Origin of the sequence: Bifidobacterium pseudolongum subsp. globosum (assembly GCF_000741295.1) — a bacterium.
GTDB classification, from domain to species: domain Bacteria; phylum Actinomycetota; class Actinomycetes; order Actinomycetales; family Bifidobacteriaceae; genus Bifidobacterium; species Bifidobacterium globosum.
On sequence record NZ_JGZG01000005.1, the window covers coordinates 250,453 to 267,560 of the forward strand.

At 61.9% G+C, this 17,108-nt stretch carries 11 protein-coding genes and 1 pseudogene; 10 read left to right on the forward strand and 2 right to left on the reverse strand.

Translation table 11 applies throughout. The annotated features are described in order from the left end of the window. Nucleotides 1-417 precede the first annotated feature (417 nt). Both BPSG_RS03245 and BPSG_RS03250 read left to right on the forward strand, forming a co-directional pair. Entirely contained in the window at nucleotides 418-1,128 is a 711-nt protein-coding gene (locus BPSG_RS03245; RefSeq protein ID WP_024540840.1) for an N-terminal phage integrase SAM-like domain-containing protein, read from the forward strand. Beyond that, nucleotides 1,028-1,927, forward strand: a pseudogene (locus BPSG_RS03250) (adenine-specific methyltransferase EcoRI family protein). The gene BPSG_RS03245 and the pseudogene BPSG_RS03250 overlap by 101 nt, the downstream one beginning before the upstream one ends. 131 nt (nucleotides 1,928-2,058) lie before the next feature. Here the strand turns inward: BPSG_RS03250 and BPSG_RS03255 are convergent. After that, the gene (locus BPSG_RS03255) at nucleotides 2,059-2,505 is read right to left on the reverse strand and encodes a protein kinase domain-containing protein (protein ID WP_026643315.1); all 447 of its coding nucleotides are present in this window, start codon (nucleotides 2,503-2,505) and stop codon (nucleotides 2,059-2,061) included. A gap of 99 nt (nucleotides 2,506-2,604) precedes the next feature. Between BPSG_RS03255 and BPSG_RS03260 the strand changes: the two genes are divergently transcribed. The 8 genes from BPSG_RS03260 (at nucleotide 2,605) to BPSG_RS03295 (ending at nucleotide 15,301) form a co-directional block, all read left to right on the forward strand. Further along, a complete protein-coding gene (locus tag BPSG_RS03260) occupies nucleotides 2,605-2,829 on the forward strand; it encodes a YlcI/YnfO family protein (protein WP_033491188.1) in 225 nt (74 codons plus the stop codon). A 3-nt stretch (nucleotides 2,830-2,832) separates the two neighbouring features. Continuing rightward, complete coding sequence (locus tag BPSG_RS03265) at nucleotides 2,833-4,959, forward strand: Eco57I restriction-modification methylase domain-containing protein (RefSeq protein WP_026643314.1); 2,127 nt, start codon at nucleotides 2,833-2,835, stop codon at nucleotides 4,957-4,959. Nucleotides 4,960-4,961: 2 nt separating this feature from the next. Then, the gene (locus BPSG_RS03270; protein WP_026643313.1) at nucleotides 4,962-8,345 is read left to right on the forward strand and encodes a DEAD/DEAH box helicase; all 3,384 of its coding nucleotides are present in this window, start codon (nucleotides 4,962-4,964) and stop codon (nucleotides 8,343-8,345) included. Between the two features lie 3 nt (nucleotides 8,346-8,348). Next, entirely contained in the window at nucleotides 8,349-9,662 is a 1,314-nt protein-coding gene (locus BPSG_RS03275) for a hypothetical protein (protein WP_033502087.1), read from the forward strand. Beyond that, entirely contained in the window at nucleotides 9,649-10,860 is a 1,212-nt protein-coding gene (locus tag BPSG_RS03280; RefSeq protein WP_026643312.1) for a hypothetical protein, read from the forward strand. The genes BPSG_RS03275 and BPSG_RS03280 overlap by 14 nt, the downstream gene beginning before the upstream one ends. Further along, the gene (locus BPSG_RS03285; protein WP_051591949.1) at nucleotides 10,847-12,790 is read left to right on the forward strand and encodes a DEAD/DEAH box helicase; all 1,944 of its coding nucleotides are present in this window, start codon (nucleotides 10,847-10,849) and stop codon (nucleotides 12,788-12,790) included. The genes BPSG_RS03280 and BPSG_RS03285 overlap by 14 nt, the downstream gene beginning before the upstream one ends. 100 nt (nucleotides 12,791-12,890) lie before the next feature. Further along, on the forward strand, nucleotides 12,891-14,564 hold the full coding sequence (locus BPSG_RS03290; RefSeq protein ID WP_051591948.1) for a DUF262 domain-containing protein: 1,674 nt from the start codon (nucleotides 12,891-12,893) through the stop codon (nucleotides 14,562-14,564). A gap of 479 nt (nucleotides 14,565-15,043) precedes the next feature. Next, nucleotides 15,044-15,301 carry a MerR family transcriptional regulator gene (locus BPSG_RS03295; RefSeq protein ID WP_024540850.1) on the forward strand — a complete coding sequence of 86 codons (258 nt, stop codon included), beginning with the start codon at nucleotides 15,044-15,046 and terminating at the stop codon, nucleotides 15,299-15,301. A 135-nt stretch (nucleotides 15,302-15,436) separates the two neighbouring features. Here the strand turns inward: BPSG_RS03295 and glnA are convergent, their stop codons facing one another. Beyond that, the gene (gene glnA / locus BPSG_RS03300) at nucleotides 15,437-16,873 is read right to left on the reverse strand and encodes a type I glutamate--ammonia ligase (protein WP_026643309.1); all 1,437 of its coding nucleotides are present in this window, start codon (nucleotides 16,871-16,873) and stop codon (nucleotides 15,437-15,439) included. Between the last annotated feature and the right edge of the window lie 235 nt (nucleotides 16,874-17,108).

Here is a 17,108-nt window from a genome sequence, read left to right on the forward strand (position 1 = left end):
TGCGATGGGTCGCTGTGCAGCCGGTGACGGGGCATTCTGCAACGGGCATGTGCTGCTGTGTGATGGCGAGGAACATGAGTTCGCTGGGTCGGTCCTGCATCTGGTCAACCTAGTCATCGACTGACGTGTTGGGGCACAAAAAACAGTGGGGAACCGGGTGGCTCCCCACTGTTTTTTGTGTCAACCGTGCATCTGTATCCGAACGAATCGGATGCGGATCAGATGTGGAAGCCGAGGATACCGTCTTCCGCTTGACGCGCCGAAACTGCGTAATATAGCCGCAAAAGCGTTGCGGGACAACGCTTTTGCGGTCTTTCGCGGCAATTATCAGCCGCCCTTTTTCGTGACATGCGATGACATGGACCTGCCAACTAGGTGCAGTATTAGGTGCAGCGCGTGCGCGCATAGCCACGGGGCATGAACCGGAAGACGAACATGCCGCGATACACGCTGACGCTCATCGACTCCACCAACCAGACCCCGCCGATTGTGCTCACCGCCGAATCCACCAGAACCATCATACGCCAGCTGACGAAACGGCTGGACCCCACGCCCGAACGCAGGCGCGTGCAGGGCTCCGGAGGATTCACCATGGAGCGCGGACGCGTCAAGGCGTTCCGCGAGCTCCCGCCCGACCCCGCGACCGGGAACCGCCGGCGCGCCACCGCGTTCGGCGCCACCAGGGCCGAGGCGGAGCGCAGGCTCAACGAAAAGATAGCCGAGCTCCAGCGCGTCGGACGGCTCGGCTACACGAAGCCGCCCACCGTGGCCGAATGGTGCGACCACTGGCTGAACGACATCTGCAAACCCCACCTCAAACCCCGCACCTGGGGCACGTACGCGTCCGTCATCGAACGCAACGTCAAGCCCGCCATCGGCGCCGTCAGGCTCGACGAGCTCAAGCCCGCGCACTTCCGCCGCATGGAACGCTACGTCATGGAGGAGCAGGGCAAAAGCTCCGGCACCGCGGGCAGCGCGTGGCGCACCCTGCACAAGGCTCTGGAGGACGCCGTATTGGAGGGCGTCATTGAACTTCAACCCCCTCGGGCTGAAGAAGCTCATCGCCACCTGCTACTCGGGCTCCCCCATCGCCGGCGGCGAGTACCAGCCATCCCTGTTCGACGATGACGTGGACGAGAATACGGGACGACACCGCAGGGCGTACAAGGCCGTCGTCAACGTGTTCCGCGACACCACCGGCGATGGCGGGTTGGACATGGACGACATCAGAAACCTGCTGGACTCCGGGGAGAACGAACTGACGGAGCTGCACGGCGACGGAACATACGGCGCGGGCGACTTCAGGTCCAAGGAATGCCTGGAGCTGCTCGACGAGGCCGACATCGTCGTGACCAATCCGCCGTTCAGCCTGTTCCGCGAGTATGTGGCGACGCTCGTGGAACATGGCAAGAAATTCGTCATCATGGGCAACATCAATGCCATCACCTAAAAGGAAATCTTCCCGCTGATCCGGGATGGCAGACTCTGGCCAGGTTTCTCCTTCAACAAGGCCATGGAGTTCGCCATGCCCGAGGAATACGAATCGAAAACCGGCGAACGCGATAAGTACGGGCGGAAGATAAGCAAAGTCCCCGCCATCGCCTGGTACACCAACCTGGACATCGACAAGCGCCACGAGGACCTCATCCTTTACCGCCGCTACGCCGACGACCCGTCGAAGTACCCGCATTATGACAACTATGACGCCATCGAGGTATCGAAGGTCAAGGACATTCCCGAGGACTATTGGGGCGTCATGGGTGTGCCCATCACGTTCATGGACAAATACAATCCCGAACAGTTCGAGCTGGTGGGTTGCTCATACAACTACGGACGCCCCAAGGAATGGCCAGAGGATACGGATATGGCACCGACCGTTGGCGGCAAGAACCTCTACAAGCGCCTGTTCATCCGCCGTCGCGCCTGATAATGGTCCCAAGCCCTTGGCGGGGTCTATAACCCTCCCGCCGGGGCCGACGGCCCTGACCGCATGCGCGGCCCGGCAAGTCGAAAAACCCCGGCGGATTTTTTATCACTTCCTTCCGCCGGGGCCCGTTTTCATCCGACAGGACATTCCGCCTTTCTCATATCCTCGATGATGTCCCACACCGTCTGATACCGGTCCGCGGAGTTGGTGGCCGAGCATTTCTGGATGATGGAACCCAGCCGCGATCCATCGGTGACAAGGTTCTCCTTGCCAGTGAGGATGTAGTTGAGAATGAAACCAATCGAATATATGTCGTTGACCGGCTTGAAATCCCTGAACGATTTCAGGGCCGGATCTATTATGGAGCCTTTCATCGACGAGCCCGTGCTCGTGAGGTCCGAGCCCCTCTCCTTGGCAAGCCCGAAGTCGGAGACCTTGACTGCGAACGCGCCATCATCATATGTGTGTATGAGCACGTTCCCGTAGCTGAGGTCGCGGTGGCACACGCCGCGCTTGTGCAGGAAGTTCATCGCGTACAGGAACCGCATCGCCATCTTGCGGCGGACCCAAAGGGACATCTTCGCATTGAGCCCGAACGGCCGATGCCCCCTATTCCCAGGGCGCTCCGTGCCGCCGCGTTATAATGCTGCAGACGCATTTGTATTGCATTTCGAGCGATGGGAGCGCAGATGCCTGACAGCTACAAGGAGCTCATCAAGGGCAACCCCGACGAGACCGAGATCAGAAGCTTCCTGGTGGACGGCGACCAAGTCTCCGTGACCCTGCGCATTCCCGACACCCTGCGTGACGCGGCCAAGGAGGAGGCGGCCCTGCGGGGCATGAGCTTCTCCGCCTTCGTGCGCACGCGCATGATCGAAGAGCTCGCGAAGAAGGGACGATAGCCCGTGACCGAGCCAATCCACGACATCTCGGTCGAAGGCTTCATAGAATCCTTCGACCGACGATACCCGACTTTCATTCTCAAGACGTTGCTGCGCGACCGCACGACGGGGCGCAACATCATATGGGCCGACAACGAATACGAGGCCCTGGGCGACGGCTACATGGGCGATGACGAGATAACCGTCGAGAAGATCACGGGCATGAACTCCGGCGTCATCAAGCCGCGTATCGCCAAGGAGCAGGAGAAGCAATCCCAGCGCACCAAGAGCCGCGCCGAGGTGTTCACCCCGTCATGGCTGTGCAACCAGATGAACAACGACTTGGACGAGGCATGGTTCAGCCGGCGCGATGTCTTCAACACCGAGATCGTTGCGGATGGTGGCGCCAAGACGTGGGTATCCACTAACGAGCCGATTGCGTTTCCTAGGTCGAAGGGGCACGGTTGGCATGCCTATGTTGAGGCACCGCGGCTCGAAATCACGTGCGGCGAGGCACCTTTCGTGTGCTCTCGCTACGATGCTGTTACAGGAGACGAACTGTCCGTTTCCGAGCGCGTTGGTTTCCTCGATCGCAAACTGCGTGTGGTGACCGAGAAGACCAAAACTCGCAAGGAGTGGGTACGTCGAGCCCTCGATGCGCTGCGTGCGACATATGGCTTTGAGTATCAGGGCGACAATCTCCTCATTGCGCGCATTAACGTGCTCGAGACGTTTGCCGAGCATCTCCGCGACCGCTGGGGATCGGACCCCGAGCAGGGAGAGCTCGAGCAGGCGGCGTGGATCGTCTCCTGGAACTTCTGGCAGATGAACGGCTTCACCGACGCCGTGCCCACCAACAAGATGGGCGCAGAGGTGGAGTCGACCCTGGGGACGTTCGAGGAGCCCGAGCCGGAACCGATACAACCGTCGCTTTTCGACCTGTTCGACGACGTATTCCCCGACAAGACAACCGAAGAAACCAAGGAAGAGGAGCCAAGGGAAACAGTTCCCCTCTGCGTGATATACGACTGGCAGAACGGCGAGCCCTTCGAGTTCGCCACATTGAAAGGCAAGGCAGCGAATATGGGAAAGAAGTTCTATGCGGTAATCGGCAATCCACCCTACCAGCTTTCAGTTCCTGAATCAGATTCCGGCAATAAGACCTACGCACGGCCCATTTACCACGAGTTCATGGACTCAGCGTTCAAGGTTTCCAATAAAGTTGAGCTTATTACTCCCGCTAGATTCCTATTTGATGCTGGCTCAACCCCAAAAGCCTGGAACAGGAAGATGCTCAACGACTCCCATTTCAAAGTGATGGGCTATAAAGCAGATGCATCAAGCGTTTTTCCGAATACCGACATCAAGGGCGGTGTTGCCGTTACCTATCGAGATGCCGATCGGGATTTCGGTGCAATAGAAGTGTTCACGCATTTCGATGAGCTTCGCACCATCAAAGAGAAGGTTGTAAAACATGGCATCCAACCCCTCGGCGATATCATCTTCGCGGCCGATAGCTACCACTTCACTGAAGCCATGCACGAAGACCATCCCGAGATTCGTTATGTTGACGACGACCATGGTCTATTGAGCAAGAACCACGACTATGACCTTAAGACAAACGTTCTCGACAACCTTAACAATGTAGTTTTCTTTGACGAGATGCCTGGCGACGGAGATAGTTACATCAGAATCTTTGGCAGAGGTCGCGGCGGAAGAGCTTACAAGTTCATTTCTGCCAGATATATCGCTCCGCATCCCAACCTTGACAAGTGGAAAGTAATCGTTCCAAAGGCTAATGGCTCGGGAGCGCTTGGAGAAGTGCTTTCCACGCCCTTAATAGGGCAGCCCTTAATAGGGCATACGCAGTCCTTCATGAGCATTGGCAGTTTCGACTCCGAAGCGGAAGCCTCGGCTCTTCTCAAATACATAAAATCGAAGTTCGCTCGAGCTATGCTCGGAATCTTGAAGATTACGCAAGATAATCCCGCTTCAAAATGGAAGTATGTCCCCCTACAGGACTTCACTTCCGCCTCCGACATTGACTGGTCGCAGTCCGTGGCCGACATCGACCGTCAGCTCTATGCGAAATACGGTCTTAACGATGAGGAAATCACGTTCATCGAATCCCATGTGAAGGAGATGGACTAGCCATGGCGGGCATCGACATCTCCAAAATCATCAAGTCCACCGCTCCCGCGGTTCCGCAGATCTACGCCTACACCACACCCGAGATCGCCCGCCATAACGGTTGGACCAAGATCGGCTACACCGAACAGGACGTGCGCGAGCGCATCAAGCAGCAGACGCACACCGCCGACGTTCAGTGGCACCTGGAGTGGAGCGGCAACGCCACGTGGGAGCACCGCGCGGGCACGTTCCACGACACGGACTTCCACGCCTACCTCGAGAAGCAGGGCGTCAAGCGCGAACCAAAGACGGAATGGTTCAAGATCAGCGGCGAGGAGTCGCACCAGCAGTTCTACCGGTTCCGCGACACCGACGGCGTGCTGGATGCGCCCGGCGCCGCCTCCTACACCCTGCGCGCCGAGCAGCAGCGCGCCGTGGAACAGACGGGCGCCTTCGCCCGCGCCCATTGGGACGAGGACGGCGCGAGCGGCGGCGAATTCCTGTGGAACGCTAAGCCTCGCTTTGGCAAGACGCTCACCGCCTACGACCTGTGCCGCAGCATCGGCGCGCAGAAGGTGCTCATCGTCACCAACCGCCCCGCCATCGCCAACTCCTGGTACGACGACTACGTGAAGTTCGTCGGAGTGGAGGGCGGCTACCGCTTCATCAGCGGCGTGGACGCACTGGCCGGCAAGCCCTACTGCCTCAGCCGCGAGGAGTACCTTCGCGCCATCCACAACGACCCGGAGGGCCCCAAGGGGTTCATCGAGTTCGTGAGCCTTCAGGACCTCAAAGGCTCCATCCACTTCGGCGGCGTGTACCGGAAGCTCGACGAGGTTGCCGACCTCACCTGGGACGTGCTCATCATCGACGAGGCACACGAGGGCGTGGACACCTTCAAGACCGACGTGGCGTTCGACCACATCAAGCGCCGCTTCACGTTGCACCTCTCCGGCACGCCCTTCAAGGCCATCGCAAACGAGAAGTTCGCCGACGACGCCATCTACAACTGGACTTACGCCGACGAGCAGCAGGCCAAACGCGACTGGCCCGCCGACTCCGAGCAGCCGAACCCCTACGCCAACCTCCCCAAGCTCAACCTGCTCACCTACCAGATGAGCGACATCGTCGAGCAGGAGGCCCGCGGCGGCATGGAGATCGACGGTGAGCAGACCGAGTTCGCCTTCGACCTCAACGAGTTCTTCTCGACCAAGCAGAACGGCGGCTTCGTGCATGACGCCGACGTGGACAAGTTCCTCGACGCGCTCACCACGCAGGAGAAGTTCCCGTTCTCGACGCCCGAACTGCGCGACGAGCTGCGCCACACGTTCTGGATGCTCAACCGCGTCGACTCCGCCCGCGCCCTCGCCAAGAAGCTGCAGGCGCACCCCGTCTTTAAGGATTACGAGGTGGTACTCGCTGCTGGCGACGGCAAGATCGACGCCGACGACGAGAACGAGAAGTCGCTCGACAAGGTGCGCCGCGCGATCAAGGACCACGACAGGACCATCACCCTTTCGGTCGGTCAGCTCACCACGGGCGTGACCGTGCCGGAGTGGACCGCCGTGCTCATGCTCTCGAACATGGCGAGCCCCGCGCTGTACATGCAGGCGGCCTTCCGCAGCCAGAACCCGTGCCTGTTCGACTTGGGCGGCGGCAACTACGCGCGCAAGGAGAACGCCTACGTCTTCGACTTCGACCCGGCGCGCACGCTCACCATCTTCGAGCAGTTTGCCAACGACCTGTACGGAGAGACCGCGCGCGGCGGCGGAGACGTGGAGACGCGCGAGCGCCACATCCGCCAGCTGCTGAACTTCTTCCCCGTCTATGGCGAGGACGATGAGGGCCAGATGGTCGAGCTCGATGCCGAGCAGGTGCTCAGCGTGCCGAGGCGCATCCACGCCCGCGAGGTGGTCAAGCGCGGCTTCATGAGCAACTTCCTGTTCCAGAACATCGCGAGTGTCTTCCACGCGCCGACAGAGGTCGTGGAGATCATCCAGCGCTTCGACCCCTACGAGCAGGGCAAGGCGCAAAACGCCGAGAAGAACAAGGTCGCGATCGACGAAGGCACGGCCGACGAGCTCTCCATCAACGACAAGGGCGAGGTGGAGATTCCTGACAAGCAAGTCGTCGGCAAGGCGGCGGACATCTTCGGGCCGAAGGTCTACGGCGACATCGCCGTCGAATTCTCAAACCATGTGGACGACATCGCGAAGGCGCACGAGGCCAATGACGACGACCGGGCGATGCTCTACAACCTCAAGGAGGCCTTCAAGCAGAGCGTGACCGCTCCTTTGGTGCAGGCCGCCAAGGAGAGCTACGGCAGCGAGCTCAAGCCGCGCCAGCAGCAGCAGATCGAACGCAAGGTCCAGGCCGACGCCGACATCCAGCTCAACCGCCAGGTCGGCGACTACCAGATTCAGGCGCGCCGCATCGAGCAGTCGCGCAAGGACGAGCTCAAGGCGGCGACAAGCGAGACCGAGCGCGCCGAGGTGAACCAACGGCATGACGAGCAGAAGGCCGAGGCGTTCCAGGCGCTCGCCCAGAAGCTCGAGGACTCCCGCGAGGAGCTCGTGCAGAGCGCCGGCGAGACCGTGGTGCGCGAGGTGGAGACCGCCAAGAAGGAGGAAGAGAAGCAGGGCATCGAGGACAAGGTGCGTGCCCACCTGCGTGGCTTCTCTCGCACCATCCCGTCGTTCCTCATGGCATATGGCGAAGAGGGCACGACACTCGCGAACTTCGACACGGTGATTCCCGCCGACGTCTTCCTGGACGTCACGAGCATCACCGTGGACGAGTTCCGCTTCCTGCGCGATGGCGGTGACTACATCGACGCCGAGACCGGCGAGGTTAAGCACTTCGTCGGGCACCTCTTCGACGAGGTGGTGTTCAACGACTCCGTGAGCGAGTTCGTCAAGCTGCGCGAGCGCCTGGCCAACTACTTCGACGAGTCCCAGGTGGAGGACATCTTCGACTACGTGCCGCCTCAGAAGACCAACCAGATTTTCACGCCGCGCAACGTCGTGGTCGAGATGGTGGACCTCTTCGAGAAGGAGAACCCGGGCTGCTTCGACGACCCGAGCCACACCTTCGCCGACCTGTACATGAAGTCGGGTCTCTACATCACCGAGATCATCAAGCGCCTGTACCGAAGCGAGGGCATGAAGGCCGCCTTCCCGGACGACCGCGAGCGGCTGGACCACATCCTGGAGCGCCAGGTGTTCGGCATCGCGCCCACCAAGATCATCTACGAGATCGCCACCCACTTCATCCTGGGTTTCCACGACGAGGTCGGCCAGGGATGCGACTCGAACTTCGAGCTTGCGGACTCCGCGGAGCTTGCCAAGGAGGATACGCTGGACGCCTACGTCGAGCGCGTCTTCGGGCCCAAGCTGGGCGAGGCGTAGCGCGTGGCGGAAGTAGTCGACAGCCGGCAGGACGAGCGCGCGCAGGCGGCGCGCGAGGCGGCGGATGCTGTGCGGAGCGACGGCACCGAGCTGTGCGCCCGCCTAGTCTTCCGCGCCTCGCGCAACGAGCTGAGGCGCGCGGGAATCGCCACACCCGCCGCTCTCTACGATGAGCTGAAGCAGGTCTTCTGGAACGCGGACGAGGGCGTCACCCTGGGCGACCACCTCTCCGTCGGGTTCGGCAAGGTCGACCGCCGCCGCCAGGTGCGTGCCTTCGCCGAGTGCCATGCGGACGAGCCCAGGAACGTCGTAGCGAAAGCATATGAGCGCGAATACGGCTTCAGCGCGGGCATCGCCGCGATATGGCTCGACCTATTCGCCGAGCCCGCGGACGTGAGCTTCTCGGAGTGGCTCGGCGTAGAGGTCGTTGAATGCCCGGCGGACGCCCAGGCCTCCCGTGCGGACGCGCCCGAGACGCGCGGCGCCGAGCGCGAGGCACCCACCCTCGAAAGCTTCCTCGCCCGGGAGCTTGCCGGCCGCATCTGCGACGCGGAGCTCGTTCGCAGGCGCTTTGCCTTCGAGTTTCCCGACGAGCGCCCTGAAATGCTCGACCGCGGCATCGAGGGCGCGGGCTACTACATGGACCACGGCCTGCTCTTCCGAGAAGGGAGCATCCCGAGCGACCACTTCACGCGGCTGCTGGCCGAGCATCCGTCCTTCGCGAAGGGCGACGCCGGCTTCGAGAACGCCGTGTGGCAGCATCCCTCCTTCCGCCACGTGCTGCGCCAGGCGCTTTCGGACCACCGCGTGCTTCTCTACGAGGGCGACAGCTATATCTCGTTCGCGCGGCTGCACGACGTGCTGGGCGCGCGCATGGCGGACATCGAGTCGTACGCGCCTGCGGTGAGCGTGGACGCGCCCGAGGGCGAGCCCTTCACTGTGGCGAGCCTGCGCGCGGGCGGTGCCGTATCGCATCCGCTGTACGGGCTGGACATGCCCGACGACTTCTACGAGGGGTTGCTCGACGCGGGCGGGCTCCTGCGCAGCTGTACGCTCGCCGGAACCAAGGTGTTCGTCGCCGGAGGCGAAGGGCGGCTTTCCGCAGCCGACCTCATCGAGTGGATCGTCTCCCAGAACGAGGGGATCGAGCGCGACGACCTGCCGAGGCTGCTCGCGAACGATCTGGGCATCACGTGCTCGGCACCGCTCCTGACGACGACCATTTACAACTCCGACGTCTACTACGACGACATCGGGGACGCATACTACTCATCCATGGAGGCATGGAAGAAGGAGGCACGAAATGAGCTTGCTTGAGGAAGGGATCGCGACCGGCAACGTCCTGCCGACGGGTCGCAAGGAGAAGCACTCCATCGACAACGTGACGCGCGACTTCGACATCTACCGTATCAAGTGCGACCTTCTGTTCTACAACGACCAGAACGACCGCATCGCCACTTGGGTGAGCGAGTACAACTCCGCGCAGGGCGCGGACCTGCTCGCCCTCGGACGCGACGAGTACAACGGCGTCATCGAGGACTTCATCGTCGAGAGCAACCCCGGAGCGCTCAGGAAGACCGAGAAGAGCATAGCGCTTCGCGGCCAACTTAGGCCGGGCATCGTGCTCAATGACGGACGCGTCATTGACGGCAATCGACGCCTGACCTGCGTCCGCCGCCTTGCGAGGGCGAACAACGAAGCGGGCTGGTTCGAGGCCGCCATTCTCGACGACGCCACCGGCAGCGACCCTAAGCGCATCAAGCTGCTCGAGCTCGCCATCCAGATCGGCGAAGAGGAGAAGGTGGCGTACGACCCCGTCGACCGACTCGTCGGTGTATACCGCGACGTGGTGAAGAACCACCTCATCACCCCTGCGGAATACGGCAACGCGACGGGCATGACCGAAGCCGAGGTGAGAAAGCTCGTCGACCGCGCCCAGTACATGGAGGAGTTCCTCGAATTCTGTCAGGCTCCCGAGCAATACCACCTCGCCCGCGCCCTCAAAGTCGACGGCCCCTTGGGCGAGTTCAGCCGCGTGTTGAAGAAGTACGACAGCAGGCGCGACAAGCAGCTCGTCAAACAGCTTATGTTCGCCAACATGGTGGTGCAGCCCGAAGGCGACATCACCCGATACGTGAGAGACTTCGGCAGCGTGGCAGGCACGAACGCAGAGGCCGACTTCAAGGCCGCCGAACTGCAGGCCATGTCCGAACTCCTCGAGAAGATGGGTCCCGACGCCCTCACGCGCGAGAAGGTGAGCGAGCTGCGCTCGGACGCCAATCTCGTCAACGGCTTCCAGCGTGCCGGTGACCGTGCAAGGGAAACCGTGCGACGCGTCAAGCTCATGGACACGCCCGCCAAGAAATCCGCCGACTGCCTCTCCGAGCTCGAGAAGATCCTTCCCGAGATGCTCGACGTGCTGGGGCACGACGAGCTCGAGAGGGTGCGCCGCAACCTCGTGGCCGTCGCCGACAAGGTGGAAGAGCTGATCGGTGAGATCGATGAGCGCGCCTAGGGTCGTCGTCTGCTACGACGAGGCGCGCCCCGGCATGTACCTGCGCATCGAAGGGCAAGACGTCGCCACGTTCATGACCTCGGCGGCATGGCGCGCCTGGCTGTACTACCCGGCGAGCGCCGTCGACGGCACCGACCGCGACCGCATCCTGCTCGATGGCGGCATGGGCTTGCGCGAGTGCCAGGACATGCTAGAGGCGATCATGGAGGCCGACGGCCACGGCGTCGAGATCGCGGTGGACCCAAGCTTCGACGCCTTCGTGAACGCTGGCGAGACCTACATCCGCGAGCGCTCCGAGGTGGGCTTGGCCATCAAGTCGCAGACCGCCGAGGGCATCGCCGACGACCCCCAGCTGGGGCCGCGCTTCCGGGAGTTCCGCGACGTGGTGAACGCATCGATGGTGCGCCCCCTGCGCGACCGGCAGATGCTCGACGCCTTCTTCATGGCGACGGTTGGGCGCGCAGCGGACTTCTCGGTGCCCGGAGCCGGCAAGACCGCGACGGTACTCGGCGTGTTCGCCTACCTGCGCCACTTGGGGTTCGCGCGCCGCATCGTGGTGATTTGCCCCAAGAACGGCTTCGAATCGTGGGAGAAGGAATGGGTTGCCACCTTCGGCGAGAAGCTGCCTTTGAGCTGCTTCTCGCTGGGAGACCCCGCCATAGCGGCAATGTCGACCGAGCGCAGGCGAAACGCGCTGTCGCTCGACAGCGGCGCATGCAACCTGTTCACGTTCAACTACGAGTCGCTCTCGGGCTACGTGCGGGAGCTGCACGCCATCATCCCCGACCAGACCCTGCTCGTCTTCGACGAGGTGCACCGGGTGAAGGCCATCGGCGGCAGGCGCGCGGAAGCCGCGCTCGAGGCGGCCGACGGCGCTAAGTTCGTGATCGCCCTTACGGGAACGCCCATCCCGAACACCTACCAGGACATCTACAACCTGCTGCACATCCTGTACCCCGATGACTATGACACGTTCTTCGGCTACGAACCGGGCGAGCTCCGCGCGCCCGATGCAGACCTCCAGGCAAGCCTCAACGACAGCCTGGCACCCTTCTTCTGCCGAACGAACAAGGACGAGCTCGGCGTGCCGCGCCCGGAGCCCGACGAGATTGTAGAGATCGAAGCGACGCCCGACGAGGACACGCTGCTGCGCGTCCTGTACGCGTCTTGCCCCAACGCGCTCGCGAGGATCATACGCACCCTGCAGCTCGAGAGCGATCCCGAGATGCTTTGCTCAGCCGTGGACCCAGGCGACCTCGAGTACGTGCTCGACCAGGTCGGCGACGACTACTCGGATATCGACTACGTCGACTTCTCTCAGACGTTCTACGAGGCCATCGAGCGAAGCCGCCCGAGCTCGAAGCTCGTGGCGTGCGAGCGGCTCGTGGAGCGCATCGTCGCCGAAGGCCGCCCCGTCATAGTATGGTGCATCTTCGTCCGCAGCATCGCCAACCTCCGCCGCGACCTCGCCGCCATGGGGATTCCGGCAGAGGCGATCTACGGCGCCACGCCACAGGAAGAGAGGCGCGAGATTCTGAACGACTTCCGCGCGGGGCGCTTCAGGGTGCTCGTGACCAACCCGCAGACGCTTGCCGAGTCGGTCTCCCTGCACAGCGTCTGCCACGACGCGGTGTATTTCGAGTACAGCTATAACCTGGTGCACCTGCTGCAGTCGAAAGACCGCATACACCGCCTTGGCCTGCCCGACAATCAGAAGACGCGCTACTACTTCATGCGCGAGAAGTTCATGCGCGACGGCAGGGAGCTATCCCTCGACGCGGTGATCTACAATCGCTTGAAGGAGAAGGAGCAGACGATGCTCGACGCCATCGACCGCGGCTGCCTCGAGGGCGGCCACCTCGATGACGAGGACCTGCGCATCATCTTCGAGCGCCTGCTGGGAGAAGATGCCAAGAGCCTGGAATACTAAGAGGCCGAATGGCGCATTGACGATATTGGCTCATAAGTGATAACTGCGAAGGATAGATAGGGCTTTAAGGATGGATGCAGGAAAAGCAACGATAAGCGGCGTGTTCAACGGATCGCGCCTGCTCGAAATACCCTTCTACCAAAGGGCGTACGTCTGGGGAGAAGAGCAGTGGGAGCGCTTCCTCGGCGACATGGAGTTCGTCACCGCCTCGAAGCGGCCCTACTTCCTGGGCTCCATCATCCTGAAGCAGGAGTCTTCCGGCAATACCTGGTCGGAGGTATCCGAGGTGCGCACCGTCATCGACGGACAGCAGCGCCTCACCACCATGATTATCTTCTTCAAGGCGCTTTGCGCGAAAATCGGCGCCGGCAAGCTGTTCGAGCGGGACTTCATCCTTGAGACCGGCGACGTCGCTCTGAGCCACGGTAGATACGATAGAGACGATTTCAAGAAGGTCGTTGATGCCAAGGGCAGCGAGCCGATTGACGGCTCGTCGGCCATCATTGGCGCCTACAACTACTTCCTCAAAAACATCGACTCGGAACAGGTCGACAGGAACGCGATCAAGTCGAACGTTCAGTTCGTTTGCATCGATCTCACCGAGGGCGAAGACGAGCAGCAGATATTCGACACCATCAACTCGCTCGGGGTGCGCCTGACGACGGCGGAGCTCCTCAAGAACTACTTCTTCAACCACGAGAACGAGCAGGCGTTCAAGGAGTGCTGGGAAGATGTCTTCGAGCCCACGGCGGAGAAGAGGGAATATTGGGAGCAGGAGGTCGTTACCGGGCGCATCAAGCGCACGCTCGTCGATCTGTTCTTCGACGCGTTCCTCCAGATCCTGGTTCAGAACAAGGAGCGCGGCGTCACGACCGAGGACAAGCTCTTCTATTCGCGCACGTCCAACCTCTTCCAGTCCTACAAAGACTTCATCGCCAGGTACTGCGATGGGAGCAAAGATGAGGTGCTGGGTGCCATGAAGGCCTACGCCGAGGTGTTCGAGTCCACGTTCGACCCCACCTGTTGCGACAGGAACGTCTCCTCCGCGCCGTCCGCCGAGCGCATGAACGTGCTGATATTCGGTCTTAAGAATTCGACGCTCATCCCATACGTATTGTACGTCCGCAAGAACGTGGAATCGTCGGATGAGCAGGCGAAGATCTTCGCCACGCTCGAGAGCTACATCGTCCGCCGAATGCTGGTCAGGGCGACCACCAAGAACTACAACAGGCTGTTCACCTCGCTGATCCTAAACGAGGCAAAGGACGCCGCCGCGCTGAGGACCGCGCTTGCCGCCGACGCGGAGGCGACCACCTATATGCCGAGCGACCCCGAGGTGCGCGCCGCGTTCGGCGAGTCGTGCCTGTACAACCTCCAGTCCAAAGGCGTCCTCTATCTGCTGGAAAGCGCCATCAGACCGAGCATGAGCAGCACCGCGCTTCTCGGATTCAACCAGTACACCCTCGAGCATATGATGCCTAAAAAGTGGCGCAACAAGTGGGGAGCCCTTGATGACGAGGCTGCTACGCGAAGGGACAGGAAGCTCCTCACGTTCGGCAACCTCGCCATCATCACTCATTCGCTCAACGCCTCCATCCGCGATGCCGAGTGGGTCGTCAAGAAGCAAGGGAAAGGATATAAGGACGGTCTGGCGCTCTGCGCCGCCGGCCTCGCCACCATGGATGGCGTCCTGGAGAAGGAATCATGGGGCGAAGAGGACATCGACGAGCGCGCGGAGTGGCTTGCCGACAAGGCCCTGACCGTCTGGTCGTAGCCTCTCCCGCGCCCCATCCCGGAAATGCTCACGTCGTCGTTGACGCGGGCTTCAGGTGCCTCTGGCACAGCCGGGGGCACCTTCATTCGCGGCTCTTCCTCCGCTGGCGTATCAACCCCCTCGCCAAGCGCCAGGAAGAATCTCATAACGACTTCGATCCTCTGCTGCAGGGTCTCGCTCAGTTCTCCGTAGGAGGCAGCCAACCGCACTTCCTTGGCCAGCTCCGTCATCGAAGCCCTCAGCGCCTTCGCACGTTCACGGGGGTGCCGATCGCCTGCACCGGGCATTCTGGCCGGTCAGAACATCGTGGTGAACGGCCATCTCCTAGCTTGACATCCTCTCCCGCTTGAAGGCGGGGATTCCCGTCGCCGGTCGGACTCCCTGAAGGACTTCCGGCCGGCGGAGCGGGGTCGCAGCGATCCAGCCGGATGCGCCGGAGCCGCAACGCCGTTGAATCCTCGCGACGCATAGCCGCTGCTATGACGGAATCGAAGAAGACACTTGAATCCGAGGGCACTACGGCCAGACCGAAGGAAAAGCCCTACGTGCCCATCGAAAACCGCCCGCTGCTGGGTGTGGATGAAGTGGAGGCTCTTACGGGCGTTCCCGCCAAAATCATCCGGGCCAACGTGCGCAACGGACTGCTGAAGGCGTGCCTGGCGGGCAGCACGACGATGCGCATCCGACGGCGGGATTTGGACGAATGGCTTGACATGTTGCCAGCGTGGCGCGCCTAAAGGAAAACCCCACTCGCGCCCGATTGTGGACGAAGTGGGGTTCTTCAGAACACCATAGGTGCAGCATAGGTGCAGTGGGCTATTCTGGATACCGCGAAAGCCCTACTGCCGGCTATGTTCCGCCCTATGCGGCCGTCAGATGTGGAAGTAGAGCTCGTACTCGAGCGGCGTCGGCTGCAGGCGGGCCTGGTCGATCTCACCGCGCTTGAGGTCGACCCACGTCTCGATCAGGTCGTCGGTGAACACGTCGCCGGCGGTCAGGAAGTCGTGGTCCTCCTCGAGGGCGTCCATTGCCTCGGCGAGCGAGCTCGGCACCTGCTTGATGCCGGCATGCTCCTCCGGAGGAAGCTCATAGAGGTCCTTGTCGACCGGCTCCGGCGGCTCGATGTGGTTGAGGATGCCGTCGAGGCCCGCCATGAGCTGTGCGGAGAACGCCAGGAACGGGTTGCACGACGGATCGGGGGCGCGGAACTCGATGCGCTTGGCGGCCGGCGAGGTACCGGCGAGCGGGATGCGGATCGCGGCGGAACGGTTGCGGGCCGAGTAGACGAGGTTGACCGGCGCTTCGAAGCCCGGGACCAGACGGTGGTACGAGTTGAGCGACGGGTTGGTGAACGCGAGCACGGCGGAGGAGTGCTTGATCAGGCCGCCGATGTACCAGCGGGCCAGATCGGACAGGCCACCGTAGTTCTTCTCATCGTAGAACAGCGGCTTGCCGTCCTTCCACAGCGACTGGTGGCAGTGCATGCCGGTGCCGTTGTCGCCCGCGAGCGGCTTGGGCATGAACGTTGCGGCCTTGCCGGCGAGCGCGGCGGTCTCGTGGATCACGTACTTGTACTTCATCAGGTCATCGCCGGCGTGCTGCAGCGAGTTGAAGCGGTAGTTGATCTCCTGCTGGCCTGCGCCGCCGACCTCGTGGTGGGCGCGCTCGAGGATCAGGCCGACCTTCTGCAGGTTGGCGACCATGTCGTCGCGCAGGTCCTGCGTGTGGTCCATCGGCGGGACCGGGAAGTAGCCGCGCTTGACACGGTTCTTGAAGCCGATGTTCGGGGTGCCGTCGGCTTCGACGTCCAGGCCGGAGTTCCACGGGGCCTCGATCGAATCGATCTCGTAGAAGGAGCCGCGCATGTCGTTGCCGAAGCGCACCTTGTCGAAGATGAAGAACTCGGCTTCAGGGGCGAACGACGCGGTGTCGGCGATGCCGGTGGACTTGAGGTAGGATTCGGCCTTGGCCGCCACCTGGCGCGGGTCGCGCGAATACGGCTCATCGGTCAGCGGGTCGACGATGGAGAACGCCACGTCGAGCGTCTTGTGCTTGCGGAACGGGTCCACGAACGCTGTTTCGATATCCGGGACGAGCTTCATGTCGGATTCGTTGATCGCCTGGAAGCCCTCGATGGAGGAGCCGTCGAACGGCATGCCCTCGTCGAACGCGTCCTTGAGGAATTCGCTGGCAGGGACCGTGAAGTGCTGCTGAACACCAATCAGATCAGTGAAGCGAACGGAGACATATTCGATGCCTTCCTTGTTGATGAGGGCCTCGGCGTCTGCCTTGGTTTCGAGTGTGGTCACGGGACCGCTCCTTTCGTAAGTTGGTTACGAGTACTCAGCATAGGGCCGCGAGTTTCGCCCACTCGAAGGTTGGGTTACGAATATGTTTCGTCTGCCTAGATATGGTCGCATGAATGCCGCAAAACCTTGGTATTGCAAGGTTTCTTCAGTATTGGTCCGTCTGTTTGGATGGTGTGCGTGCCCGTTGCGCAATATGGACGAGGCCCCGATCCGGTGGGGGATCGGGGCCTCGTGG

What these genes read in the sequence shown, in the direction of transcription:
- BPSG_RS03295 (WP_024540850.1), top strand. Translation starts at nt 15,044, where the DNA reads ATGACGGAATCGAAGAAGACACTTGAATCCGAGGGCACTACGGCCAGA.
- BPSG_RS03255 (WP_026643315.1), bottom strand. Translation starts at nt 2,505, where the DNA reads ATGTCCCTTTGGGTCCGCCGCAAGATGGCGATGCGGTTCCTGTACGCG.
- BPSG_RS03280 (WP_026643312.1), top strand. Translation starts at nt 9,649, where the DNA reads ATGAGCTTGCTTGAGGAAGGGATCGCGACCGGCAACGTCCTGCCGACG.
- BPSG_RS03285 (WP_051591949.1), top strand. Translation starts at nt 10,847, where the DNA reads ATGAGCGCGCCTAGGGTCGTCGTCTGCTACGACGAGGCGCGCCCCGGC.
- BPSG_RS03245 (WP_024540840.1), top strand. Translation starts at nt 418, where the DNA reads ATGAACCGGAAGACGAACATGCCGCGATACACGCTGACGCTCATCGAC.
- BPSG_RS03260 (WP_033491188.1), top strand. Translation starts at nt 2,605, where the DNA reads ATGGGAGCGCAGATGCCTGACAGCTACAAGGAGCTCATCAAGGGCAAC.
- BPSG_RS03270 (WP_026643313.1), top strand. Translation starts at nt 4,962, where the DNA reads ATGGCGGGCATCGACATCTCCAAAATCATCAAGTCCACCGCTCCCGCG.